This window comes from Micromonospora sp. R311, assembly GCF_056780015.1.
The window spans coordinates 1-23,313 of the sequence record NZ_JBSWCE010000017.1 but is presented as its reverse complement, the minus strand read 5'-3'; the positions used below and the strand labels follow the sequence as shown (position 1 = coordinate 23,313).

Genomic DNA, 23,313 nt, shown 5'->3' with positions numbered 1-23,313 from the left:
CGCGGCGGCGCGGCGCGCCGTGGCAGGATGCGGCGTGCCTCCGTTCAGCGCCGCACCCCCCGGTGGCCTCCCGCCGTTCGTCGCGGACCTGCACATCCACTCGAAGTACTCGCGCGCGTGCAGCCGGGACCTGACCCTGCCGAACCTCGGCTGGTGGGCCCGGCGCAAGGGCATCGGCCTGCTCGGCACCGGCGACTTCACCCACCCCGCCTGGTACGACCACCTGCGCGAGACGCTGCACCCGGCCGAGCCCGGCCTCTACCGGCTCAGCCCGGAGGCGGAGCGGGACATCGCCCGGCGGCTGCCGCCCCGGCTGGCCAGCGAGGCCGAGAGCGATCCGGTGCGGTTCATGCTCAGCGTGGAGATCTCCACGATCTACAAGCGGGACGACCGGACCCGCAAGGTGCACCACCTGATCTACCTGCCCGACCTGGACGCGGTGGCCCGGTTCAACACCGCGCTCGGCCGGATCGGCAACCTCGGCTCCGACGGCCGGCCGATCCTCGGCCTGGACTCCCGGGACCTGCTGGAGATCACCCTGGAGGCCAGCGGAGACGGCTACCTGGTGCCGGCGCACATCTGGACGCCGTGGTTCTCCGCCCTCGGCTCGAAGTCCGGCTTCGACGCGATCGCCGACTGCTACGCCGACCTGGCCGAGCACATCTTCGCGGTGGAGACCGGGCTCTCCTCCGACCCGGAGATGAACTGGCGGGTCGGCAGTCTGGACGCGTACCGGCTGGTGTCCAACTCGGACGCGCACTCGCCGCCGGCGCTGGCCCGGGAGGCGACCGTCTTCGCCACCGCCCGCGACTACTTCGCCGTCCGGGACGCGCTGCGCACCGGCGACGGGCTCGCCGGGACCATCGAGTTCTTCCCCGAGGAGGGCAAGTACCACGCCGACGGGCACCGGCTCTGCGGGGTGAACTGGTCGCCCGAGCAGACCCGGGCGGCCGGCGGGCGCTGCCCGGAGTGCGGCAGGCCGCTCACCGTCGGCGTGCTCAGCCGGGTCGAGGAGCTGGCCGACCGGCCGGCCGGACACCACCCCGAGCAGGCCCGCGAGGTGACCCACCTGGTGCCGCTGGCCGAGATCCTCGGCGAGATCAACAAGGTCGGCGCCCGGTCCAAGAAGGTCGAGGGGAAGCTCAACGACCTGCTCGCCGCGCTCGGCCCGGAGCTGGAGATCCTCACCCGGACCCCGCTGGACGAGATCGAGCGGGTCGGCGGGGAGGTGCTCGCCGAGGGGATCGGCCGGCTGCGCCGCGGCGATGTGCGCCGGGTTCCCGGCTACGACGGCGAGTACGGCGTGATCACCCTCTTCGACCCGGCCGAGCTGCGCGGACCGGTCACCGGGACGCAGGCGGAGGCGCTGTTCGACGTACCGGTGCCGGCGCAGCGGAAGCCCGCGGAGCCGGCGGCCAGACCCCGGGCCAAGCGCCCGGCGGCGGCCAAGGCCGAGCCGAAGCGGAAGGCCGCCCCACCACCGCCGCCGATCGCCCCGCCGCCCTCGCCGCACGAGCCGTTCGAGCCGATGCTCGCCGGCATGGAGGAGGTGGGCACCGGCCTGCTGGACCGGCTCGACGCGATGCAGCGGGTGGCCGCCTCCGCACCGGGCGGGCCGCTGCTCATCGTGGCCGGGCCGGGCACCGGCAAGACCCGGACGCTGACCCACCGGATCGCGTACCTCTGCGCGGAGCTGAACGTCTTCCCGGAACACTGCCTGGCGATCACCTTCACCCGGCGGGCCGCCGAGGAGCTGCGGCACCGCCTCGACGGCCTGCTCGGCCCGGTCGCCGAGGACGTCACCGTCGGCACCTTCCACTCGCTCGGGCTGACCGTCCTGCGGGAGAACGCGGCGGCGGCCGGGCTGCCGGTGGACTTCCGGATCGCCGACGACGCGGAACGGGCGGCGGCCCGCGCCGAGGCCGGTGACGACCCGACCGGCTACACCGCGCTGCTGCGCAAGCAGGGCCTGGTCGACCTGGACGAGCTGCTCACCCTTCCGGTCGCGCTGCTGCGCGACGACCGGGCGCTGGTCGAGCACTACCGGGACCGCTGGCGGTGGATCTTCGTCGACGAGTACCAGGACGTCGACGCGGTGCAGTACGAGCTGCTGCGGCTGCTCAGCCCCGCCGACGGCAACCTCTGCGCGATCGGCGACCCGGACCAGGCGATCTACTCGTTCCGCGGCGCCGACGTCGGCTACTTCCTGAGCTTCTCCCAGGACTTCACCGACGCCCGGCTGGTCCGGCTGAACCGCAACTACCGCTCGTCGGCGCCGATCCTGGCCGCCGCGGTGCAGGCCATCGCGCCGTCGTCACTGGTCCGCGGCCGCCGGCTGGACCCGGCCCGGCTCGACCCGGAGGCCCCGCTGGTCGGCCGCTACCCGGCGGCCTCCGTCGCCGACGAGGCCGATTTCGTGGTACGCACCGTCGACGAGCTGGTCGGCGGCCTCTCCCACCGGTCGCTGGACTCGGGCCGGATCGACGGGCGGTCGACCTCGCTCTCCTTCTCCGACATCGCGGTGCTCTACCGCACCGACGCGCAGGCCGCGCCGATCGTGGACGCGCTGGCTCGGGCCAACATCCCGGTGCAGAAGCGCTCGCACGACCGGCTGCGGGACCGCCCCGGGGTGGCCGCCATCGCCCGGGAACTGCGCCACGCCAACGGGCTCGGCGGCGGCCTGCCGGCCCGGGTGCGGCTCGCCGGTCAGGTGCTCGCCGAACGGTTCGCCGCGCCCACCCTGGACAGCTCCGGTGCGGTCCGGCCCGAGGAGGTCTGGTCGGCGGTCGACCTGCTCACCCCGCTGGCCCGGCGCTGCGGCGACGACCTGCCGCTCTTCCTGTCCCAGCTGGCCACCGGCGCCGAGGTGGACGCGCTCGACCCGCGGGCCGAGGCGGTCACCCTGCTCACCCTGCACGCGGCCAAGGGGCTGGAGTTCCCGGTGGTCTTCCTGGTCGGCTGCGAGGACGGGCTGCTGCCGCTGCGCTGGCCCGGCACGGAACCCGACGACGACGCGGTGGCCGAGGAGCGGCGGCTCTTCTTCGTCGGGCTCACCCGCGCCCAGGACCGGCTCTACGTCAGCCACGCGGCGCGCCGCAGCCGGCACGGTTCGGAGCGCGAGTGCCGCCCGTCCCCGTTCCTCGACACCATCGACCCAGGCCTGTTCGAACGCTTCGGCGACGCCGAGCCCCGCCGCCCGAAGGACCGCCAGCTCCGGCTGATCTGACCCGGCCGGCGCTCGGCGACCCAGCGGGTCACCGGCTCACCGGACCGGCCGCCCCGGGCGGGCGTCACCGGCGTGCCGGCTCCGGGGCTGCCGCGTCGACCGGCCGGCGTGGGCGTTCGGTGCTCACCACCAGCGCCACCCCGGCCACGATGACCGCGCCGCCGAGCAGCACCTGCGCGGTGATCGACTCCGCCGCGAGCAGCGCGCCGAGCGCCACCGCGACCCCGGGGTTCACGTACGCGTACGTCGAGACCAGCGAGATCGGGGCGTGGTGCAGCAGCCAGACGTACGCCGTGAAGGCGACCAGCGAGCCGGCCACCATCAGGTAGCCGAGCGCGAGCCAGGACCGGGTGGTGACCGTGGCCGGGTCGAAGCCGCGAAACTCGCCCCGGCCGACGGCGAGGACGGCGAGCGCCGCCGCGCCGGCGAACATCTCGTACACGGTGGCGACGAACGGGTCGCTGGGCATCCGGATCCGGCCGGACAGGAACGAGCCGACCGACCAGGAGGTCGCCCCGGCGACCACGGTCAGCGCGCCGGCGATCGGCACCACCTCCGCGCCACCGGTCGGCAGCACCAGCAGCACCAGCCCGACGAAGCCCAGGCTCACCCCGGCCAGCGTCCAGAGCCGGGGGCGGTCGCCGGTGGCCGAGCGGAGCAGCACCACCAGCAACGGCACGGTGGCGACCAGCAGCGCGGCGATGCCCGACGGCACCGCCACCCCGGGCGGCCCGGACTCGGCCAGCACCACCAGCCCGTTGCCGCCGGCGAGCAGGAGCACGCCGACCAGCGCGGCGGAGGCGAGCTGGCGCCGGTCGACCCGTAGCGCCCCCGGCCCGCGGCGCAGGCGCAGCACGACCGCGAGCACCAGACCGGCGGCGGCGAACCGGGCGGCCGCCGAGGCGAGCGGCGGCATGGACTCCACCGCGATCCGGATACCGAGATAGGTGGAGCCCCACAGGACGTAGACCAGCAGCAGCGCGGTCCAGATCAGCGCGGGTGCGGCGACACCGGGGCGGCCCGGGGTGACGGTCGGCCCGGGCCGGGTGACCGGTCCGGTGGGCGGGGACGCACTTGGCGGAGGTGAGCTCATTGGTGGTCCACGCTACGGTGGCCTGGGCGTCGGCGTCCCTCGTTGGTGGCCGGCCTCTCACCACTGGTTCCAGGAGGGCGGCATGGCGAACTACGGACCACCGGGCGCATCCCCGGAGCCGTGGCGGGGGCGAAGGCCCGACGAGGAGTACGAGGCCGGCCGCCGGCACGGGTGGGACGAGCCCGAGAGCCGTCACCCGCAGCACGGGCCGGGGCAGCCGTACGCCGACCCCTACCGCCGCGCCGAGCCGTCCTACGACCCCGGCACCGGGTACGGGTCCGGGCCGTACCCGCCCGCCGAACCGGGTTACCCCAACCAACCGGCGTACGCCCCGGAGCCGGGATACGCCACCGAGCCGGGATACGCCGAGCCCGGATTCGGCACCGGCCCCTACCGGCCCGCGGAGCAGTCGTACGCGTCCTACCCCGACGTCGGCGCGCCGGCCGGCCCGTACGCCGGGCAGCCGGTCCCGCCTCAGCAGCGCAAGCGCTCCCGCGGCCCGTTGGTCGCGGTGCTGGCGGCCGTGCTGGTCCTCGTCCTGGGTGGTGGGGCGGCGGCGCTCTACCTGCTCGGCCAGGACGACGCCCCGGCGTCGACCACCGCCGTCGGAGGCACCGCCTCGGCCACCGCCGAGGGCGCGGAGCCGACGGCCGCGGCTCCGCCGCCCAGCGCGCCGGCCCCGGAGGCGTCCGCCGACCCCCGGTTCGTCAAGGCCGGCCAGTGCGTCCGCAACGAGGGGTCGCCCGGTGGCAAGCCCAAGCTGCTGATCAGCGACTGCGACCCGAAGACGTACGAGGTGCTGCGCCGCTTCGACGGGGCGACGAGCGGCGAGCGGGACGCCGAGGCGAAGTGCGCCAAGGTGACCGGCTACACCAACTGGTACTTCTTCGACAGCGAGCTGGACACCCTCGACTTCGTGCTCTGCCTGAAGCAGCGCTGACCCACCGCACCCCTGGGGGAGAGATGACCACCTACGGACCACCCGGCCAGCCGGAGGACCCGTCTCAGCGGCCGCCGGCCGGGCCGGAGGGCTCGCCCCCCGTCGACCCGACCGTGCCGCAGTGGGGCCAGCCGGCGGCCGGCGGCCAGGAGCAGCCCCCCGCACCCCAGTGGGGTCAGCCGCCCGCCGGCGGCCAGGAGCAGCCGACCGTCCCGCAGTGGGGTCAGCCCGCGGGCGGCCAGGAGCAGCCGACCGTGCCGCAGTGGGGCCAGCCCGCGCCCGGCGGAGCCGAGCCGCCCACCGCGCCGATGTGGGCCCAGCAGCCGGCCGACCCGTCCCAGCCGCCGCCCGCCGGCGGCTACCCGCCGCCGACCCCGGGGCCGGGCCAGCCACCCCACGGAGCCGGCTACCCGCCGCCGACGTCGGGGGCCGGCTATCCGCCGCCGACGTCGGGGGCCGGCTATCCGCCGCCCGGGCCGTTTCCGCCGGCCGGGCCGCAGCCGGCCCCGCCGGCCGGCCAGTGGGGCGCCCCGCCGCCCGCCCCGGGGCAGTACGGCATGCCGCCCGCCCCGCCGGCCAAGCGCGGCGGTGGCGGGAAGATCGCCCTGATCATCGGCCTGGTCGTGCTGCTGCTTCTCTGCCCCTGCCTCGGCCTGGCCGGGTGGGCGGTGTGGCAGGCCGCCGACGACGACCCGGACGCGGCGCCGTCGGTGAGCGCACCGCTCGAGCCGACCGGGGTGCCGAGCGCGGACCCGTCCACCGCGGAGCCGAGCCCGAGCGAGGACGACGACTACGCCAAGGGCGACTGCGTGGTCAACGACGGCACCGACGACGACGCCGAGCTGCGCAAGGTGCCGTGCGGCCCGAACACGTACGAGGTGCTGCTGCGGCTGCCGGCCACCACCGACGCCGACCAGTGCGAGACCCGGGCGCCGCGGTCGACGGCCCACTACGTGCACGACAACTCGGTCGACCTCCTCGACTACGTGCTCTGCCTGCGGAAGCGGTAGCCATCGCAAAAACTAGGGCTGTCTAGCGTGGACGCTAGACAGCCCTAGTTTTGTGTCGAGGCGACTCCCGGCCGGGCGGATCAGGCGCGCGACACGCGGTAGGCCCATCTACGGATGTCTAGCCTCGCAGCTAGACGGCCCGATACTGTGCGATGCGTGGATCCGGTCCGCAACCCGTACGCCCCGGGCGCCGGCCAGCGTCCGCCCGAACTCGCCGGGCGGGGGCGTGAGCTGGATGTCTTCGACATCGTGCTGGAGCGCATCGCGCGCGGGCGGCCCGAACGCAGCCTGATGCTCACCGGCCTGCGGGGCGTCGGCAAGACCGTGCTGCTCAACACGCTCCGCTCGCAGGCGATCAACCGGCTCTGGGGCAGCGGCAAGATCGAGGCCCGGCCGGACCAGTCGCTGCGTCGCCCGATCGCCGCGGCGCTGCACATGGCGGTCCGCGAACTGGCCCCGCGACACCGCGCCCCCGACCGGATCGACACCTTCCTCGGGGTGCTCAAGGCGTTCGCGCAGCGGTCCGCGCCGGCCGGCCGGGGCGGCGCCGCGCCGAAGCTGCGCGACCGCTGGCAGCCCGGCATCGACGTGCCCGCGGCCAGCGGCCGGGCCGACTCGGGCGACATCGAGATCGACCTGGTCGAGCTGCTCACCGACGCCGCCGGGGTGGCCAGCGACGTCGGCACCGGCATCGCCGTCTTCATCGACGAGATGCAGGACCTCGGCCCGGAGGACGTCTCCGCGCTCTGCGCCGCCTGCCACGAACTGTCCCAGCTCGGCGCGCCGCTGATCGTGGTCGGCGCCGGGCTGCCGCACCTGCCGGCCGTGCTCAGCGCCGCCAAGTCGTACTCCGAGCGGCTCTTCCGCTACCAGCGGATCGATCGGCTCGACCGGATCGCCGCCGACCAGGCGCTCTGCGCGCCGGCCGAGCGCGAGGAGGTCGAGTACGAGCAGAAGGCGCTCGACCTGCTCTACGAGAAGTCCGGCGGCTACCCCTACTTCGTGCAGGCGTACGGGAAGGCCACCTGGGACCACGCCCCCCGCTCGCCGATCACGGCCGCCGACGTGCGGGTGGCCGCGCCCGAGGCGGAGGCGGAGCTGGCGGTCGGGTTCTTCGGCTCCCGGTTCGAGCGGGCCACCCCGGCCGAGCGCGAGTACATGCGCGCCATGGCCACCCTCTCGCTGGTCGAGGGGGAAACGGACGGGGGCGGCCGGGACGACATGGACGCCGCCGTGCCGACCGCGGAGATCGCCCGGGCGCTCGGCCGCAAGCCGGCCAGCCTCTCCCCGGCGCGGGACGCGCTGATCAAGAAGGGGCTGATCTACTCCGGCGAGCGGGGCACGGTGGCCTTCACCGTCCCGCACTTCGGCCGGTACCTGCGCACCCAGCCGGCCTGAGGCGGCCCGGTCAGACCCGGGACCAGGCCCCCGGGAAGAGCACCTCGCCCCGCGGCGGCGGACCGTCCCCGCTGGTGGCCGGGGGCAGCACCAGCGCCTGCCAGGGCTCGCCCAGGCCGGACCACGGGCTGGTCAGGCCCATCCGGTCCCCCCGGACGAACCCGAACCGCCGGTAGTACGCCGGGGCGCCGAGCACCACCACCAGCCGCTCGCCCAGCTCGGTGGCCGCGTCGAGGGCCGCCTGCACGACCGCCGAGCCGAGCCCGATCCGCTGTCGGTGCGGAGCCACCGCCACCGGCCCGAGGGCCAACGCCGGCTCGGTGTGCTCGTCGGAGCAGACCGCGACCCGGGTGAGCAGGGCGTAGCCGACCACCTCGCCGCCGTACTCGGCCACCATCGCCAGCTCGGGCACCCAGGCGTCGCTGCCGCGCAGCTCGTCGACCAGCTCCACCTCGGGCGGAGTGGCCACGTCGGGACGGGCGAAGGCGGCGGCCAGCACCCGGTGGATCGGGCCGACATCGGCCGGATCCTCGGGGCGGAGCCGCAGCGTGGTCACGCGGGCGACGTTACCCGCCGGGACCGGTCCATCAGCGACGGTCGCTCGAATCGGCGTGGCGTGACGTCCACGTCGGCCGATCGGATCGGCGGTTGCCGGGGTAGCCGTGCCCGCGACGGGGTATGACTGATCCATGAAACCCGTACGCTCCCTCGCTCGGGCCATGCTGAGCGGCATCTTCGTGGTCAGCGGGGCCCGCAACTTCGCCAACCCGGAGCGGCTCGCGCCCGCCGCGAAACCGGTGACGGACCGGATGGCGCCGCTGCTGAAGCAGGCCAACCCGCGCATCCCCACCGACACCGAGACGTTGATCCGGGCCAACGCGGTGGTCCAGGTCGGGGCGGGGCTGATGCTGGCCACCGGGAAGTTCGCCCGACCCGCGGCGCTGGTCCTCGCCGGCACGCTGATCCCGGTCACCATCGCCGGACATCCCTGGTGGAGCACCGACGACCCGGCGGCCCGGAACAACAACCAGATCCACTTTCTGAAGAACCTCGGTCTGTTCGGCGGGCTGCTGCTGGCGGCGGCCGACACCGAGGGGAAGCCGGGTCTGCGGTGGCGGACCGGGCATCGCATCGGCCATTCCCGACGTTCGGTGCAACGCGCCGTCCGGACCGCCCGCCGGGAGGCCCGGATCGCCGTACGGTCCGCCTCGACGGCCCGCCGACTCCCCGGCTGACCTGCGTCTATACCACCCCCGTAGCAGACCTCACCCCTCCCAAGGCCGCGAATCACCTGAACCACCCGGTAGGCGTTAACGCGGTGGAAATGTCAAAAACATGTGTGGGATCGGACACGGTCGCATAACGCGGGAGGCAATAACGTGAGGCGCCGTTCTAGGCTCCGTACCGGACCTGGACGGGTAGGACGACCTTGGTACGGGGGTGGCCACGCCATGCCGGCGATCGTCGGTAGACGGCTGGACCGCCTCGCCCCAGTCCGTCGCGTAACGCGTGGGATCGATCGTAGGACAGTCGTACGGACCGGCGTCGTGGCCGCCGTCGCCTATGCCGCATGGCTCGCCATCGGCGCTTTCGGGCGGCCGTACAACTTCTTCGACATGAAGATCTACCACGGCGCGGTGGTGTGGTGGGCGAGCGGTCATGAGCTGTACGAGTTCATCGCGCCCGGCACCACCCTGGGTTTCACCTACCCGCCCTTCGCCGGGCTGGCCATGCTGCCGATGGCGCACCTGCCGGTCGCGGGGGCCGGGCTGGTCAACGCGCTGGGCAGCCTCGCGGCGCTGGCCGTCGTGCTGGCCGGGCTGCTGCGCCCGATCATCGACCGGCTGGCCTGGCCGCTCTGGTACACCGTCGCCATCGCGGTACCGCTCGCGGCGGCGCTCGAGCCGGTCCGCGAGACCCTCGGTTACGGCCAGGTCAACCTGCTGCTCTTCGCCCTGGTCATGGCCGACCTGATCGGCCTGCGCTGGCGGTCCCGGCGGGGCACCCACTCCGCCGACGGCGACGGTGCGCTGCTGCGCTTCGTCTACAGCGGCGCCTGGGCCGGCGCCGGCATCGGCCTGGCCACCGCGGTCAAGCTGACTCCCGCGCTCTTCATCGTCTATCTGATGATCACCCGGCAGTGGCGGGCGGCGGCGACCGCCGTCGGCACCGCCGTCGGCGTGACCATCGGGACGTTCGCCGTGGTCGGCACCGAGTCGCGCGCCTACTTCGGCAGCGTGCTGTGGCAGACCGAGCGGGTGGGCGCGGCGGACATGACGCCGAACCAGTCGCTGGCCGGCCTGCTCGCCCGCCTCTACGACTCGATCGAGACGCCCGGGCTGCTCTGGCTCGCGTTCGCCGTGCTGATGCTGGCGGTGGGCCTGTCCCGGGCCGCCAACTCGCACGCCGACGGCGACGAGTTGACCGCGTTCACCCTGGTCGGGCTCACCGCCAACGTGATCAGCCCGATCTCCTGGACGCACCACCTGGTCTGGGTCATCCCGGCGATCATCGTGCTGGCCGACGCCGCGGTACGCCGCCGGGAGGCCAGCCGCGGCCTCACCCCGCGCGCGGCGCAGGCGTCGTCGTACGGGGGGCTACCCGGGGTCAACGGGCTGCGCCCACCGATCTGGTACCCGACGCTGACCGGGATGCGGCACGGGGTGGCGGCGGCCGTGCTCTACCTGCTCTTCGTGGTCTCGCCGATCTGGCCGTACGAGCACCAGCTGCCCGAGGTCTCGCACTACCAGGACGGCCTCTTCGGCGCGCTGATGGAGAACTCGCTGGCGCTGGCCCTGATCGTGCTGGTCGCCGCCCTGCCCTGGCGGCCGGGTGCGGAGCCGGTCTTCTACGCCGACCGGCTCGGCCGGCCGGTCACCACGGCCGGCCGCCGCTGACCGACCGGCCGCCACCGGAGGCGGCCGGTCAGGGGCAGTTGACCCACTCCTCGGTGCCGTCCGCGAAGACCTGCCGCTTCCAGATCGGCAGCCGCGCCTTGACCTCGTCGACCAGCCGGGCACAGGCCGCGAACGCCGCGGCCCGGTGGGCGGTGCTCACCGCGGCGACCAGGGCCACGTCGCCGATGGCGAGCGGACCGATCCGGTGCGACACCGCGACCGCGTACACCTCGGGGTCGGCGGCGATCTCCGCGGCGACCTCCCGCAGCACCCGCTCGGCGCTCGGGTGGCCCTCGTACTCCAGGCTGGTCACCGCGCGGCCGTGGTCGTGGTCGCGGACCACGCCCTGGAACGAGACCACCGCGCCGGCCCGGGGATCGGCGACCGCCGCCTCGTGCGCGGCGAGGTCGAGCGGCCGCTCGGTCACCTCGCCGTAGGCCGTCGTCGGGGCGGTCACCAGGCACGCTCCCCGGGCAGCAGCGGCAGCGGCAGCACCGGCACCCGGTCACCCGGTTCGCCGGCGGTGCCCGGGCGGATCACCGCGAAGCCGTCCGCCCCGGCCAGCCCGCGCAGCATCGCGGAGCCGACGTGCCGGACCGGGTGCGCGGTGCCGGCGACCCGGTCCAGCCGGACCAGTGCCAGATGGGTCTGATCGCCGCGGCCCGGCACCGGCTCGGCGAGCGTGGCGTGCGGCAGCACCGGCATCGGGCGGCCGGTCAGGCCGGCCAGCAGCGGGACGACCAGGGAGACCAGGGCGATGACGGCGGACTGCGGGTTGCCCGGCAGCCCGGCGACGAACCGGACCCGGCCGTCGTCGTCGACCAGCCGGGCCAGCAGCATCGGGAAACCGGGCCGGACCGCCACGGTGTTGACCACGTAGTCCGCGCCGAGCGCGGCCAGCGTCGGGTGCAGGTGGTCGACCGGGCCGTGCATGGTGCCGCCGGTGGTGCAGACCAGGTCCGCGTCGGCCAGCGCGGCCCGCACCGCCGCCACGTGCGCGGGCAGGGTGTCGGCCACCGGGCCCACCACGTCGGCCGGGCGCACCTGGCAGCCGTAGCGGCGCAGCCAGGCCGGCACGGCCGGGCCGAGCGCGTCGCGGACCCGGCCGGCGGCCGGCGGGCCGACGGTGAGCAGCTCGTCGCCGAAGACCAGCAGGGCGGCCCGCGGCTGCCGCCGGACCACGAGGGCGTCGTGGCCGCAGGAAGCGGCCAGGCCGATCAACGCCGGGTCGACGGGGGTGCCGGCGGGGAGCAGCTCCTCACCGGCGTACGCCTCCTCGCCGGTGGCACGCCACTCCGGCGCCGGTCGCGGCATGCCGCTGACCAGGCCGTCGGCGGTACGGCTGGACTCCTCCACCCGCAGCACGGCGGTGGCGCCCTCGGGCACCATCGCGCCGGTGGCGATCTCGACGGTGGTCCCGTCCTCGGCCAGCGGGGCCGGTGTGCCACCGGCGAGCACCCGCCCGACCACCCGCCACGGGCCGGTGCCGCGCACCGCCCAGCCGTCCACGCTGGAGGTGGGGAAGGCGGGCAGGTCGGTCCGGGTGGTCAACGGTTCGGCGAGGGTGTGCCCGTCGGTCTCGGCGAGCGGCCGGCTCACGGCGGGCAGCGCGGCGGCCAGCCCGAGCGCGTACGCGCGGGCGCGGGCCTCCGCCCAGTCGGCCGGTGGCGGCGCGGCCGGTTGACCGGTGGCCGATACGGTTTCCGTGCTCACCGGCCGAGCCTATCGGGGTGGCGCCCCCGATGGTCCCGTCAGCGGTCGCCCGGCTCGTACGCAGCCTGGTGCGAACCGCCCGCGACACCGCCCGGTGGCGGCCGCCACCGGTCAGTGGTCGCCGCCGCGGAGCTGGTCGACGGCGTGGCGGAGGATCGGACCGAGCACGGCGAGCCCGTCCCGGGCGCCGCCGGTGGAGCCGGGCAGGTTGACCACCAGCGTGCGGCCGGCCACGCCGGCGAGCCCGCGGGAGAGCGCGGCGGCGGGGACCTTGTCCCGGCTGTGCGCCCGGATCGCCTCGGCGATGCCGGGGACCTCGTAGTCGAGCAGGGCCCGGGTCACCTCGGGTGTACGGTCCGACGGGTTGATGCCGGTGCCGCCGCTGGTGAGCACGACGTCCACGCCGTCGGCCACCGCCCCGCGCAGCGCCGCGCCGACCGGGTCGCCGTCGGGCACCACCAGCGGCTCGGCCACCTCGCAGCCGAGCTCGCGCAGGCCGGCGACGAGCAGCGGGCCGCTGGTGTCGGCGTACACCCCGGCGGCGGCCCGGTTGGAGGCCACGATCACCCGGGCGCGGATCACGACCGGTCCACCGGGCGGAGCCACTCGCCGGTCTTGCCGCCGGACTTGCGCAGCACCCGGACCGCGTCGACGCTGGCCGCCGGGTCGACCGCCTTGACCATGTCGACCAGGGCCAGCCCGGCCACCGCCACCGCGGTCAGCGCCTCCATCTCGACGCCCGTCCGGTCGGCGGTGCGGGCGGTCGCGGTGATCTCCACGGTGTCGTCGGTGAGGGCCAGGTCGACCGTGACGCCGTGCAGGGCGATCGGATGGCAGAGCGGGATCAGGTCGGGCGTGCGCTTCGCGCCCATGATGCCGGCCAGCCGCCCGACGGCGAGCGCGTCGCCCTTGGGCAGCCCGTCGCGGCGCAGCAGGTCGACCACCTCGGGGGTGGTCCGCAGCCGGCCGGCGGCGACGGCCTCCCGGCCGGAGACCGGTTTGGCGGAGACGTCGACCATGCGGGCCGCGCCGGCCGCGTCGACGTGGGTGAGCTGCGCGGGTTCGGTCACGGTGGCGAGCCTATCCCCGCCCTCGGCGCGGCGGGCCATCCGGTGATCGGGAGGAGCGACGCCGGTCGCCGGTCGAGCCGGGGTGCTTCCGGCCCGCCGGTGCCCGGACGCCGCCCCTCCGTCACCGACCCGCCGCCTGAGTCGCTGGGGGGACCTGGACGGCGGGCGTCCCGACGGCCCGGTTCTGGTCAGCCAGAACCTCCCCCGTTCGCCGCACGGTCGGGACGGTACCGAGCCCGGCGATAAGAAATCGATAAGTGCTCTCCAGGCCGGTCAGCCACCGTCAGCGAGGGGCGCTTCGCCGGAGGCGGCAAGGCGGCGTTCCACCTCGACCCGCTCCGGCACCCCCATCCGGCGGAAGATCGCCAGGGCTCGCTCCCAGTGCCGCCGCGCCTCGGCCGGGTCGGTGCCCGCGAAGTGCTCGGCCAGCCCGGCCAGCGCCCGTCCCTGCTCGTACGGGTGGGAGATCCGCGCCGCCAGACGGAGCGCGGCCTGGTGGGCCTCGGCGGACCGGTCGCGCTCTCCGGCACGGGCCAGCGTCACCCCCAGTTCGTTCAGCGCCGCCGCCTCGGCATGCCGTTCACCGAGGTCGACAGCCAGCTTGCGCGCCAGTTCGTGCTGCTCGACGGCCTCGGACAGCCGTCCCAGGCCGCGAAAGGCGATGCCCAGGTCGTTCCGCACCTCCGACTCGGCGTAGTGGTGCCCGGTGCGGTCCCGTAGCGCCAGCGACGCGCGCAACAGCCGGACGGCCTGGGGGTACCGGCCCATCCGACTCCGCACCCCGCCGACGTGACTCAGCGCGTTGAGCAGGTGGAAGTAGTCGCGGTTGATCCGCGCGAGGTAGAGATGCAGGCGGTGCACGCGCAGCGCCTCCTCGTGCCGCCCCAGCGTCGTGAGGGCGAGCCCGAGGTTGGGCAGCCCGGCGGGGATCTCGTCGGGGCCGTATCCCTTCGGGTCCCGCAGGCTCTCGACGCCGACCGCCACCGCCTCGCGCGGATCGCCCCGGAGCAGGTGCACCACACCGAGATTCGCCCAGTACCGGAAGAGGTTCGAACGCTCTCCCTGCCGCTCGGAGATGGCGACGGCGGCGGTGACGTGCTTCAGGGCGGCCCGGCTGTCTCCGGTGCGGACGAAGGCGGAGGCGAGGTAGTTGTTCATGGCGGCCATCCCGGACAGGTCGCCCGCCGCCTCCGCGGCGGCCAGTCCGTGCCGGTGGGTGAGGATGATGTCGTCGAAGTAGGCCCGGATGTACCAGAACCGCCAGAGCAGCCGAGCCAGCCGCCACGCCTGGTCGTGGTGCCCGTTCTCGCGGGCGCTGACGACCAGGGCGACCAGGTTCGCCCGCTCCTCCTCCAGCCAGTCCACGGTCGGTGGTCCGAGCGCCGCGACCAGATCCGGCCGCCGGGGCGGACCGAGCGCCACCTGCCGGGTGGAGTTCGGCGCCAGCACCTCGGCGGCGCGGAGCGCGGCGTGCAGGAAGAGGTCGAGCAGTTCGGACCGCGCCTCGTCCCGTTCCCGGGCCGAGTCGGTGCGCACCGACAACTCCGTCGAGAACTGGCGGAGCAGATCGTGCATCCGGTAGCGCCCGTTCGTCACCTCCTCGACCAGGTGCCCGTCGACCAGTTCGTTCAGCGCCTCGGTGGCCCGCTCGACCGGCAGCCCACTCAGGGCGGCGGCGCCCGACATCCCGAAGTCCCTTCCGGGATGGACGCTGAGCATCCGGAACAGCCGCTTGGTCGTCCCGTCGAGCGGGTCGTAGGACGTGGCGAAAGCCCCGGCGACGGTGCGGTCCCCCAACGCCAGGTGGGCGATCCCACGAGCCCCGTCCGCCAACAGCTCCGCGAGGTCGGCCACCCGCCAGCCCGGTCGGTGGGCCAGCCGCGCCCCGGCCAGTCTGATCGCCAGCGGCAGGTGACCGCAGCGCTGGACGACCGCCGCGGCCGCCGCCGGCTCCGCGGCGACCCGTTCGGCGCCGGCCGCGGCGGCCAGCAGGGCGATCCCCTCCTCGGGCGACAGCAGTGGCAACGACTCCGGCGGACCGGCGTCAAGATCGGTGAGTCGACGCCGGGAGGTCACGAGAACCACCGTTCCGGGAGCCGTCGGGAGCAGCGGCAGGACCTGTTCGCCGCTCGCGGCGTTGTCCAGCACGACGACGGCCCGCCGCCTCGCCAGTTCGCGCCGCCACAGCTCGACCCGGTAGTCGGGTTCCGCCGGGATCCGTCCGCCGGGCACCCCGAGTTGGCGCAGCAGGGTGGCGAGCGCCGCGGCGGGCTCGACCGGCTCGTCCCCGCCGTGGCCACGCAGGTCGATGAAGAGCTGCGCGTCCGGGTAGCGGACGGCGAGCCGGCGGGCGAGGTGCACCGCGAGGGTTGTCTTGCCGGTACCTGCCATGCCGTCGATGAGGTGCACCGCCGACGTGCGGGACTCGACGCGTCGCGTCTCCGCCACCAGCCGTGCCACCGTCGCCGTCCGCCCGATGACGTCGGGCACCACCCGCGGCAACCAGTCGCCGGGCTCGGCATCCGGGGAGTTCGGGCCGGCGGTTCGGGGACCTGGAACAGGTTTCCGCACCCTGGTCGACGGGAGCGTGCCGACCGCCGTCTCCTGACCCCGGTCGAGGATCGACCGGTGCAGTCGCTGCAGTTCCACCCCCGGAGCGATCCCGAGCTGGCTGTGCAGAGCAGCCCGGGCCGTGTGGTAGGCGGCGACCGCGCCGGCGTGGTCGCCCCGCTCGTACAGCGCCCGCATGAGGAGGAGGTGCGCCGTCTCCCGGAGCGGGTTGCCGCCGAGCAACTCCCGGAGCAGTGGCACCGCCTGATCATGACGCCGCAGCCGGATCCGCGTCTCGGCGAGGAGTTCCACGGCGAGCAGGCGCCGCTCCGTGGCAGCCGCGACTCGCGCGGCGAGGACGGGACCCAACGTCACGCCGGCCAGCATCGGCCCCCGCCACCGGGCCACGGCCCGGTCCAACACCTCGGCGGCCCGCTCGGGATCGCCAGCTCCGAGGAGGTCCCGAGCCTCGTGGAAGTCCGACTCGAAACGCACCAGGTCGACCCGTTCGGGTCTCAGGTCGAGGCGGTAGCCGTCCCGCTTCCCGACCAGCACGCCACGGCCGCCGTCCAGCGCCTCGAAGGTCCGACGCAGGTTAGCGGCATAGGTACGGACATTCGGAACGGCTGATTGTGGCGGCCTGTCGCCCCACAGTTCATCTATGAGCTGGTCGACCGTTACGAGTTGTCCAGGTTGTATGGCCAGCACCGCGAGAACGGTGCGCTGCTTCGGCGTTCCCAGGTGCACTGTGCCCGAGGCAACTTGCACCGACAAGCCGCCGAGAACGCGAATCTCCACGGAAGCCTCGACTTCGACTAGCGGGTATTCGGGTGGTCACTGCTTGCAGCCCAGTAAGCGAAAAGAAGCTCCCCGGTGCCGGACAACCAGCATGAACCCGTCGAGAATGGAGCCAGCGACCGGGATGGGTTCGACCCTTGTCCGAACCGTTGATGAGTCGCCCCGGACCAGTCGTTCAGACTGATAACAGGCATTGACTACCGCGCGTGTATGCGCGGAGAGCGACGCGCCAAGTGCAAAGCGAAAGAAGCGTTCGCATTGCGTCAGGATCAACGGACGGACCGTGACAAGTGGCCGTCTTATTAGCTCATATTGCGCATAGGGACATTTATCGTCTCAAACCAGGGGTAACTCCCCTTAAGCTGACCCCAATGAAAGCCGTTGGATCAACTGGGGGTCGAAATGACGTCGCACGAATGGGGCTGAGTCGCCTTCTGTAGGTGACCACAATCGCAGTACTCTTGCGGAGCGCAGCCGTCGGTGACGAACCGAGGACGATGGGTGGCTCCACAAGATCGACAGACTGGGACCGATCGGCAGCTCCGGCTGCTAGTCGGTCTCGTCGTCGTTGTGTCCGCCGTTGCCGGAGCCGTCTCCGCCGCGCACGTCCCGCTGCACGGGATGCCGGACACGGCGGTGATCTGGGCGGCCCTGGTCTCCCTGGTGGCGGTGGGCTTCACCGTCAAGGTGCGGATACGGATCCGCGCCACCCACCACTACATCGCCTGGACCGAGACCGCGATCATGATCGCCCTCGCGGTGGCGCCGATGCCGACCGTGGTCCTGACCACCGGCGCGGGCGTCGCGATCGCCACGGCGCTGGCCCGCCTGACGCTTGTCAAGGCGCTGTTCGGCGTCGGCAAGAACATGCTGGTCGCGACGGCGGCCGGAGTGGTCCTCCATCTCAGCGGCTGGCAGACCGACGGCGGCGAAGCCCTCGATGTGGTCGGCCCACTCGCGGCGGCCTACCTGGCCGCGGTGGTGATCGACGAGGTGATCACCCTGCCGGTCATCGCGCTCGCGACCGGAACGCGGCTCGGCGCCCTGTTCCGCGAGGACTGGGACCTCCGGCTGGGCGGAGCCGTGGCGCGACTCCTCGTCATCATCGGGACGGTCTTCATCCTCAAGATCGACAATCGTCTGCTCCTCACCGTGCCCCCGCTGGTACTCAGCCTCCATCTCCTGTACTCCTCGCGGGTGCGCGGTCGCACCGAGCAGCAGGCGTGGCAGCGGCTGGCCCGCACCACCGACGCGCTGAACGTGGTCGACCTGGACAAGGTCCTCACCACCGCGGTCACCCAGGCCGCCGAGCTCTTCTCCGCCGACGAGGTGGAGATCGAGCTGCGAGACGGCGGCCGCACCGTCCGCGGCGGTGCCGGCGGCATCACGTACGACGGACCGGCCGGCCAGCCCACCACGGCGGACGGCACGGTCGTCCCGGCCGCGCTCGAGGGGCACGACCGGGCGGTCGACGTCGGCGTGCTCCGGCTGCGGTTCGGCGGGCCGGTGCAGCTCTCCGAACGCGAGCAGTACACGCTGCGTACCTTCGCCTCGGCGCTCTGCACCGCGGTGCGCAACGCCCAGGCGTACGCCGAGCTGGCCCGGGTCGCCGACGAGCACGCGTACGCCGCCACGCACGACGCGCTCACCGGGCTGGCCAACCGCCGGCACCTGCTCGAACAGGGCACCGAGCAGCTCAGCGCCCGGCACGCCGACGGGGTGACCGCCCTGGTGCTGATCGACCTCAACCACTTCAAGGAGGTCAACGACACCCTCGGGCACGCCGCCGGCGACCAGGTGCTGGTGCAGGTCGCCGACCGGCTCCGCGGCGCCGCCCAGGACAGCGACCTGGTGGCCCGGCTCGGCGGTGACGAGTTCGCCGTGCTGCTGCGCGGGCTGCCGGCGCCCGCGGTGGCCGCGCACCGGGCCGAGGCGCTGCTCGGCGCGCTGCACGAGCCGTTCGACCTGGACGGCATGCGGATCAGCGTGGAGGCCAGCGGCGGGATCGCGGCCGCGCCGGCCAGCGGCGGGATGGCCGAACTGCTGCGCCGCGCCGACGTGGCGATGTACCAGGCGAAGCGCGCCGGCCGGCGGATCTCCACGTACGCGCCGACCCGGAACACGGCCGACCTCGGCCGGCTGGCCCTCGGCGGCGAGCTGCCCCGCGCGGTCGCCGACCAGGAGTTCACCGTCAACTTCCAACCGATCGTCGACCTGGGCACCGGCGAGGTGACCGGTGCCGAGGCGCTGGCCCGCTGGCACCACCCGGTCCACGGCGTGATCGACCCGCTGCGCTTCCTGGAGGCGGTGGAACGCTCCGGTCTGCTCCCCGCCTTCGCCGAGGCGATCCTCGACCAGGCGCTCATCGCGGCGGGCAGTTGGCGCGACGCCGGCTTCGACGTGCCGGTGGCGGTCAACGTCTCCCCGCGCAGCCTGCTCGACGCCCGCTTCCCCGGCTCGGTGCTGGCCCGGCTGCGCGCGCACGACCTGCCGCCCGACCGGCTGATGCTGGAGCTGACCGAGACCCTCACGCTCAGCCAGCTGGACGTGGTCGACCGGGTGCTCAGCCGGCTCCGCGACGAGGGCGTCCGGCTGGCGCTGGACGACTTCGGCACCGGCTACTCGTCGCTCTCCCTGCTCTCCCGGATCCCGGTGCACGAGTTGAAGATTGACAAGAGCTTCGTCACCGAGATGGAGACGTCGGCGGAGGCCGCCGCGGTGATCCGCTCCACCCTCGACCTCGGCCGCAGCCTCGACCTGGCCGTCGTCGCCGAGGGGGTCGAGCGGGAACCGCAGCGCCGCGCGCTCTGGGAACTGGGCTGCGCCGCCGGGCAGGGCCACCTCTTCGGCCGGCCGATGCCCGCCGGCACCCTCCTCGCCGCGCTGCAACGCGGCTCCGGCGGCAGCCCCGGCGCGCTGGCGCCGCCGCTGCACGACGCGGGCGCGGTGATCCGCCTCGGGCCGGGCCGCCGGCAGAACGGGCGAACCCGCACCGACCGGCACCTGCCCGCCTGAGACCGGGCTCGCGGCCTGCGGCAGGTGGCGGGCCCCGGAGCCGGGAGCGGCGCTGCCGCGCGCCGGGCCGACCGGCGGCGGCCGGCACGGGTCCGCCCGGCGGTCTGCCAGACTGGCGCGCGTGACCGCCGCCCCCACCGCCCGACGCCCCGCGTGGCGGACACTGGACACCGCCGCCGGCGGTCTCGCCCTCGACGTCGGGCTCTACGCCGTCTCCGCCGCGTTCGCCGCGGTCACCGCCGTCACCTCGACCCTGCTGCCGCACCGGGCGTGGGGCGGCATCGCCGCGGTCGGCTACCTCCTCGCCGCGCTCGCGGCAGCCGGTCAACTCCTGCTGCGCCGCCGGTCGCCCGGCTCCGCGCTGACCGGGCTGCGGGCACGCTGGGCGGTCACCGCCTTCGCCTGGGCCACCACCGCCCTGCTGCCGCTGCTCACCCAGAGCGTGGAACGGGCCGGGGGGCGCACCGACCGGGCGCAGGAGGAGGTGCTGGTGGTCGAGCACTCCGGCGGGCGGGTCGTCGACACCGGCACGCCCTACCTCGGGCACGACGCGATCGCCGCCCTGCCGCCGGGCGAGCAGCTGCTCGGCTACACCCCGTACCAGCCGGGGATGGCGCTGTTCGGGCTGCCCCGGGCGGCCGTCGACGGCTGGTGGACCGATGCCCGGGTGTGGTTCGCCGTCGGCACCGCGATCGCCCTCGCCCTGGCGGTCCGCGCGCTGCGCGGCTCCGACGGCCGGGCCACCCGGCGGGACGGGGCGCTGCTGCGCGGCGTGCAGGCCGCCACCGTACTGCCGATCTGTGCCCTGACCCTGGCCACCGGCGGCGACGACCTGCCGGTCCTCGCGCTCTGCCTGCTGGCGCTGGCCCTCGCCGCCGCCGACCGGCCCGGCCCGGCCGGCATCGCGGTCGGTCTCGCCGGCGCGCTGAAGCTCTTCGCCTGGCCGGTCGCCCTCGTCCTGGTCATCTGGGGGGCGACCCGCCGGGCCGGCCTGCGGGTCGCGGCCGGCGCGATCGGCCTTCCGGTCGCCGCGCTGCTGCCCGTGCTGCTGGTCGACCGGGACGCGCTGGTGGAGAACGTGCTCCGCTTCCCGCTCGGCCACGGCCTGGTCACCAGCCCCGCGCAGTCCCCGTTCCCCGGGCACCTGATCGCCAGCGCGCTGCCGGCCGGCCGGGTGGTCGCCGCCGCGCTGCTCGTCGCGGTCGGGCTGGCGATCGCCGTCCGACTCGCCCGCCGACCGCCCCGCAGCGCCGCCACCGCCGCGCTGGTCTGCGGGTACGGCCTGCTGGCCGCCATCCTGCTGATGCCGTCGACCCGGTTCGGCTACCTGCTCTACCCGATCGCGTTCCTGGTCTGGGCGCCCGCGCTGCGGGCGGGCCGGCAGCCCGACGCCGCCTGAACGGCCGCTCGGCACCGCACCGGGGCGGCCGGTTCGGCCAACTGGCGGGCGGAGTACGGCGGCAGGGCGTACACCTGGAGACATGACCACCTATCGCGACCGGGCCGAGGCGGGCCGGATGCTCGCCGACCGGCTCACCGCCCTGATCGGGGAACCGGACGTCATCGTGCTCGGCCTGGTACGCGGCGGCGTACCGGTGGCGGAGGTCGTCGCCGAACGGCTCGGCGCACCGCTGGACGTGCTGGTGGTGCGCAAGCTCGGCATGCCCTGGGCCCGTGAGGTGGCCTTCGGCGCGCTCGGACCGGGCGGGGTGCAGGTGCTCAACGACCAGGTGGCGAGCCGGCTCAGCGCCGAGGACATCGCCGAGGTCACCCGCCGCGAGCAGGCCGAACTGGACCGCCGGGAGCGGCTCTACCGGGCCGGGCGACCGCCGCTGGACCTCTCCGGGCGCACCGCGGTGATCGTCGACGACGGGCTGGCCACCGGCGCCACGGCCCGGGCCGCCGTGGCGGTCGCCCGCCGGCTGGGCGCCCGCCGGGTGGTCGTCGCGGTGCCGGTCGGCTCCCAGGAGGCGTACGAGATGCTCTCCGCCGAGGCCGACCAGGTCATCTGTGCCCAGCACCCGCCGGAGTTCATGGCGGTCAGCGCCTACTACGACGACTTCCACGAGGTCTCCGACGACGAGGTCACCGAGGCGCTTACCGCGACCGCGTGACCGGACCGGGTACCGTCGGGTGATGAGCCTCACCTGTCCCAAGTGTCACGGAGAAATGCGCCAGTACGAGCGCAGCGGCGTCGTCATCGACCAGTGCGGGGAGTGCCGGGGGATCTTCCTCGACCGCGGCGAACTGGAGAAGCTGTTCGAGGCGGAGGCCAACTGGAACCGCCAGCAGACCGCCGCCCCGGTCGGGCAACCGGGCCACCAGCAGGGGGGCTACCCGCCGCCCCCGCCGCCGCCCGCGCCCGCGCCGCACCAGCCCGGCTACGGCGCGGTGCCCCCGCCCCCGCCGCCCGCGCACGGCTACCCGCCGGCACCCGCCCCGGCCTACGGGGGCCACGGTCAGCAGCACCACGGCTACCACGGGCACTACCGGCGCAAGAAGCACAAGAGCTTCCTCGACGAGATGTTCGGCTGAGCAACGACACCGACCGGGCCGGCCGCGCGCCGGCCCGGTCGCACCGCCGCGCCGCGTGCCGAAACCGGCCGGTCGTGCGACGCTGCAACCCATGACGCCTCACGGGCACGTCGCGCTGGCGCAGGCGTACGACGGGATCACCCGGGTGGTGGCCGACCTCGACGACGCCGACCTGCAACGTCCCACCCGGTGCCGCGGCTGGCTCGTCGCCGACCTGCTCTTCCACGTCCTCTGCGACGCCCAGCGGGCCCTGGTCGCGCTGGCCAGCCCGGCCGACGGCCCGCCCACCGCCGACGACGTGAGCTACTGGCGCTCGTTCCCGGGTGACGAGGACGGCACCGCCGCCCGGCACGCCTGGTGGGCCCGCCGCTCGGCGGCCGCCTTCGACCGGCCCACCGGTGTCGTCCGGCTCTGGTGCGACACCGCCCCCGCCGCGGTACGCGCCGCCGGCCGGGCGGACCCGGACGGCTGCGTCGGCACCCAGGGTCATGTGCTGCGGGTGCCGGACTTCCTCGCCACGCTCACCACCGAGGCGGTCGTCCACCACCTCGACCTGGTGCTGGACCTGCCCGACGCGCCACCGCCCGGCGAACTCGCCGTACGGGTCGCGGTGGCCACCATGGACGGCCTGCTCAGCGACGAGGCGGTCCGACCGGTGGGCTGGAGCGACGCGGAGTTCCTGCTCAAGGCGACCGGGCGGCTGCCGCTCAACGACCGCGACCGGCTCGAACTCGGCGAGGTCGCCGGGTGGTTCCCGCTGCTCGGCTGAACCGCCCCGCAAGTCGTCACGGGTCGGCATGTTGTCTCGTGGGGGCTGATACCTGAGAGGCATTTTGATGACTCTGAGGTATCGCGCTCGTTCCGCTATGGCTCCTCGGTGCCGGGAGCCCGGTGGGCAGCGTCCGCACGGCGAGCGGCTGCGAACGCTCGCCGCACGCGATGTTCTGTAGAGTCGGCAGGTCTATTGACTTTCGATAGGTAACGAGTGATAGTCGATGGGTGGTTGTTGAGCATCGGGCGGTAGCCGCTCTCAGAGTTTTCCTGGTTCTGCTGTTCGGGATTCTGGTC

The 23,313-nt window shown here is 74.5% G+C and carries 17 protein-coding genes and 1 pseudogene; 11 read left to right on the top strand and 7 right to left on the bottom strand.

Annotated elements, in window-relative coordinates; translation table 11 throughout:
* The first annotated feature begins 34 nt into the window (after positions 1–34).
* The gene (locus AC1WTP_RS16115; protein WP_481650069.1) at positions 35–3,226 is read left to right on the top strand and encodes a UvrD-helicase domain-containing protein; all 3,192 of its coding nucleotides are present in this window, start codon (positions 35–37) and stop codon (positions 3,224–3,226) included.
* A gap of 64 nt (positions 3,227–3,290) precedes the next feature.
* Here the strand turns inward: AC1WTP_RS16115 and AC1WTP_RS16110 are convergent, their stop codons facing one another.
* Positions 3,291–4,319, bottom strand: coding sequence for an EamA family transporter (locus AC1WTP_RS16110; protein ID WP_481650068.1), 1,029 nt, complete (start codon positions 4,317–4,319; stop codon positions 3,291–3,293).
* 676 nt (positions 4,320–4,995) lie between these two features.
* On the opposite strand from AC1WTP_RS16110, the pseudogene AC1WTP_RS16105 reads away from it, so the two are divergent.
* The 3 genes and pseudogenes from AC1WTP_RS16105 to AC1WTP_RS16095 form a co-directional block, all read left to right on the top strand.
* A pseudogene (locus AC1WTP_RS16105) lies at positions 4,996–5,259 on the top strand (LppU/SCO3897 family protein); the annotation flags it as partial.
* Between the two features lie 605 nt (positions 5,260–5,864).
* Positions 5,865–6,269: an LppU/SCO3897 family protein gene (locus AC1WTP_RS16100; protein ID WP_481650188.1), complete on the top strand. Its 405-nt coding sequence runs from the start codon at positions 5,865–5,867 to the stop codon at positions 6,267–6,269.
* Positions 6,270–6,425: 156 nt separating this feature from the next.
* Complete coding sequence (locus AC1WTP_RS16095) at positions 6,426–7,667, top strand: AAA family ATPase (RefSeq protein WP_481650067.1); 1,242 nt, start codon at positions 6,426–6,428, stop codon at positions 7,665–7,667.
* A 10-nt stretch (positions 7,668–7,677) separates the two neighbouring features.
* Here AC1WTP_RS16095 and AC1WTP_RS16090 read toward each other — a convergent pair whose 3' ends face one another.
* Positions 7,678–8,223 carry a GNAT family N-acetyltransferase gene (locus AC1WTP_RS16090; protein ID WP_481650066.1) on the bottom strand — a complete coding sequence of 182 codons (546 nt, stop codon included), beginning with the start codon at positions 8,221–8,223 and terminating at the stop codon, positions 7,678–7,680.
* 133 nt (positions 8,224–8,356) lie between these two features.
* Here AC1WTP_RS16090 and AC1WTP_RS16085 point away from each other — a divergent pair, with 133 nt between their 5' ends.
* Both AC1WTP_RS16085 and AC1WTP_RS16080 read left to right on the top strand, forming a co-directional pair.
* Positions 8,357–8,902 carry a DoxX family protein gene (locus AC1WTP_RS16085; RefSeq protein ID WP_447138121.1) on the top strand — a complete coding sequence of 182 codons (546 nt, stop codon included), beginning with the start codon at positions 8,357–8,359 and terminating at the stop codon, positions 8,900–8,902.
* Positions 8,903–9,118: 216 nt separating this feature from the next.
* Positions 9,119–10,564: a glycosyltransferase 87 family protein gene (locus AC1WTP_RS16080; RefSeq protein ID WP_481650065.1), complete on the top strand. Its 1,446-nt coding sequence runs from the start codon at positions 9,119–9,121 to the stop codon at positions 10,562–10,564.
* Between the two features lie 28 nt (positions 10,565–10,592).
* On the opposite strand, the gene AC1WTP_RS16075 is transcribed toward AC1WTP_RS16080, so the two are convergent.
* From AC1WTP_RS16075 to AC1WTP_RS16055, 5 genes are all read right to left on the bottom strand, one after another.
* A complete protein-coding gene (locus AC1WTP_RS16075; RefSeq protein ID WP_481650064.1) occupies positions 10,593–11,021 on the bottom strand; it encodes a molybdenum cofactor biosynthesis protein MoaE in 429 nt (142 codons plus the stop codon).
* Entirely contained in the window at positions 11,018–12,277 is a 1,260-nt protein-coding gene (locus AC1WTP_RS16070; RefSeq protein ID WP_481650063.1) for a molybdopterin molybdotransferase MoeA, read from the bottom strand. The genes AC1WTP_RS16075 and AC1WTP_RS16070 overlap by 4 nt, the downstream gene beginning before the upstream one ends.
* Positions 12,278–12,388: 111 nt before the next feature.
* Positions 12,389–12,859, bottom strand: coding sequence for a MogA/MoaB family molybdenum cofactor biosynthesis protein (locus AC1WTP_RS16065; protein ID WP_481650062.1), 471 nt, complete (start codon positions 12,857–12,859; stop codon positions 12,389–12,391).
* Positions 12,856–13,347 carry a cyclic pyranopterin monophosphate synthase MoaC gene (moaC, locus tag AC1WTP_RS16060; protein ID WP_481650061.1) on the bottom strand — a complete coding sequence of 164 codons (492 nt, stop codon included), beginning with the start codon at positions 13,345–13,347 and terminating at the stop codon, positions 12,856–12,858. The genes AC1WTP_RS16065 and moaC overlap by 4 nt, the downstream gene beginning before the upstream one ends.
* A gap of 273 nt (positions 13,348–13,620) precedes the next feature.
* Positions 13,621–16,644: an AfsR/SARP family transcriptional regulator gene (locus tag AC1WTP_RS16055; protein WP_481650187.1), complete on the bottom strand. Its 3,024-nt coding sequence runs from the start codon at positions 16,642–16,644 to the stop codon at positions 13,621–13,623.
* A 552-nt stretch (positions 16,645–17,196) separates the two neighbouring features.
* Here AC1WTP_RS16055 and AC1WTP_RS16050 point away from each other — a divergent pair.
* From AC1WTP_RS16050 to AC1WTP_RS16030, 5 genes are all read left to right on the top strand, one after another.
* A complete protein-coding gene (locus tag AC1WTP_RS16050; RefSeq protein WP_481650060.1) occupies positions 17,197–19,710 on the top strand; it encodes a putative bifunctional diguanylate cyclase/phosphodiesterase in 2,514 nt (837 codons plus the stop codon).
* A 121-nt stretch (positions 19,711–19,831) separates the two neighbouring features.
* Positions 19,832–21,109: a glycosyltransferase family 87 protein gene (locus tag AC1WTP_RS16045; RefSeq protein ID WP_481650059.1), complete on the top strand. Its 1,278-nt coding sequence runs from the start codon at positions 19,832–19,834 to the stop codon at positions 21,107–21,109.
* An 82-nt stretch (positions 21,110–21,191) separates the two neighbouring features.
* Positions 21,192–21,824 (top strand): phosphoribosyltransferase, encoded by a 633-nt coding sequence (locus AC1WTP_RS16040; protein WP_481650058.1) that lies wholly within the window; start codon positions 21,192–21,194, stop codon positions 21,822–21,824.
* A gap of 19 nt (positions 21,825–21,843) precedes the next feature.
* The gene (locus tag AC1WTP_RS16035; protein WP_481650057.1) at positions 21,844–22,245 is read left to right on the top strand and encodes a TFIIB-type zinc ribbon-containing protein; all 402 of its coding nucleotides are present in this window, start codon (positions 21,844–21,846) and stop codon (positions 22,243–22,245) included.
* A gap of 91 nt (positions 22,246–22,336) precedes the next feature.
* Positions 22,337–23,014, top strand: coding sequence for a maleylpyruvate isomerase N-terminal domain-containing protein (locus tag AC1WTP_RS16030; protein ID WP_481650056.1), 678 nt, complete (start codon positions 22,337–22,339; stop codon positions 23,012–23,014).
* Positions 23,015–23,313: the final 299 nt, after the last annotated feature.

What these genes read in the sequence shown, in the direction of transcription:
- AC1WTP_RS16030 (WP_481650056.1), top strand. Translation starts at nt 22,337, where the DNA reads ATGACGCCTCACGGGCACGTCGCGCTGGCGCAGGCGTACGACGGGATC.
- AC1WTP_RS16085 (WP_447138121.1), top strand. Translation starts at nt 8,357, where the DNA reads ATGAAACCCGTACGCTCCCTCGCTCGGGCCATGCTGAGCGGCATCTTC.
- AC1WTP_RS16040 (WP_481650058.1), top strand. Translation starts at nt 21,192, where the DNA reads ATGACCACCTATCGCGACCGGGCCGAGGCGGGCCGGATGCTCGCCGAC.
- AC1WTP_RS16110 (WP_481650068.1), bottom strand. Translation starts at nt 4,319, where the DNA reads ATGAGCTCACCTCCGCCAAGTGCGTCCCCGCCCACCGGACCGGTCACC.
- AC1WTP_RS16080 (WP_481650065.1), top strand. Translation starts at nt 9,119, where the DNA reads ATGCCGGCGATCGTCGGTAGACGGCTGGACCGCCTCGCCCCAGTCCGT.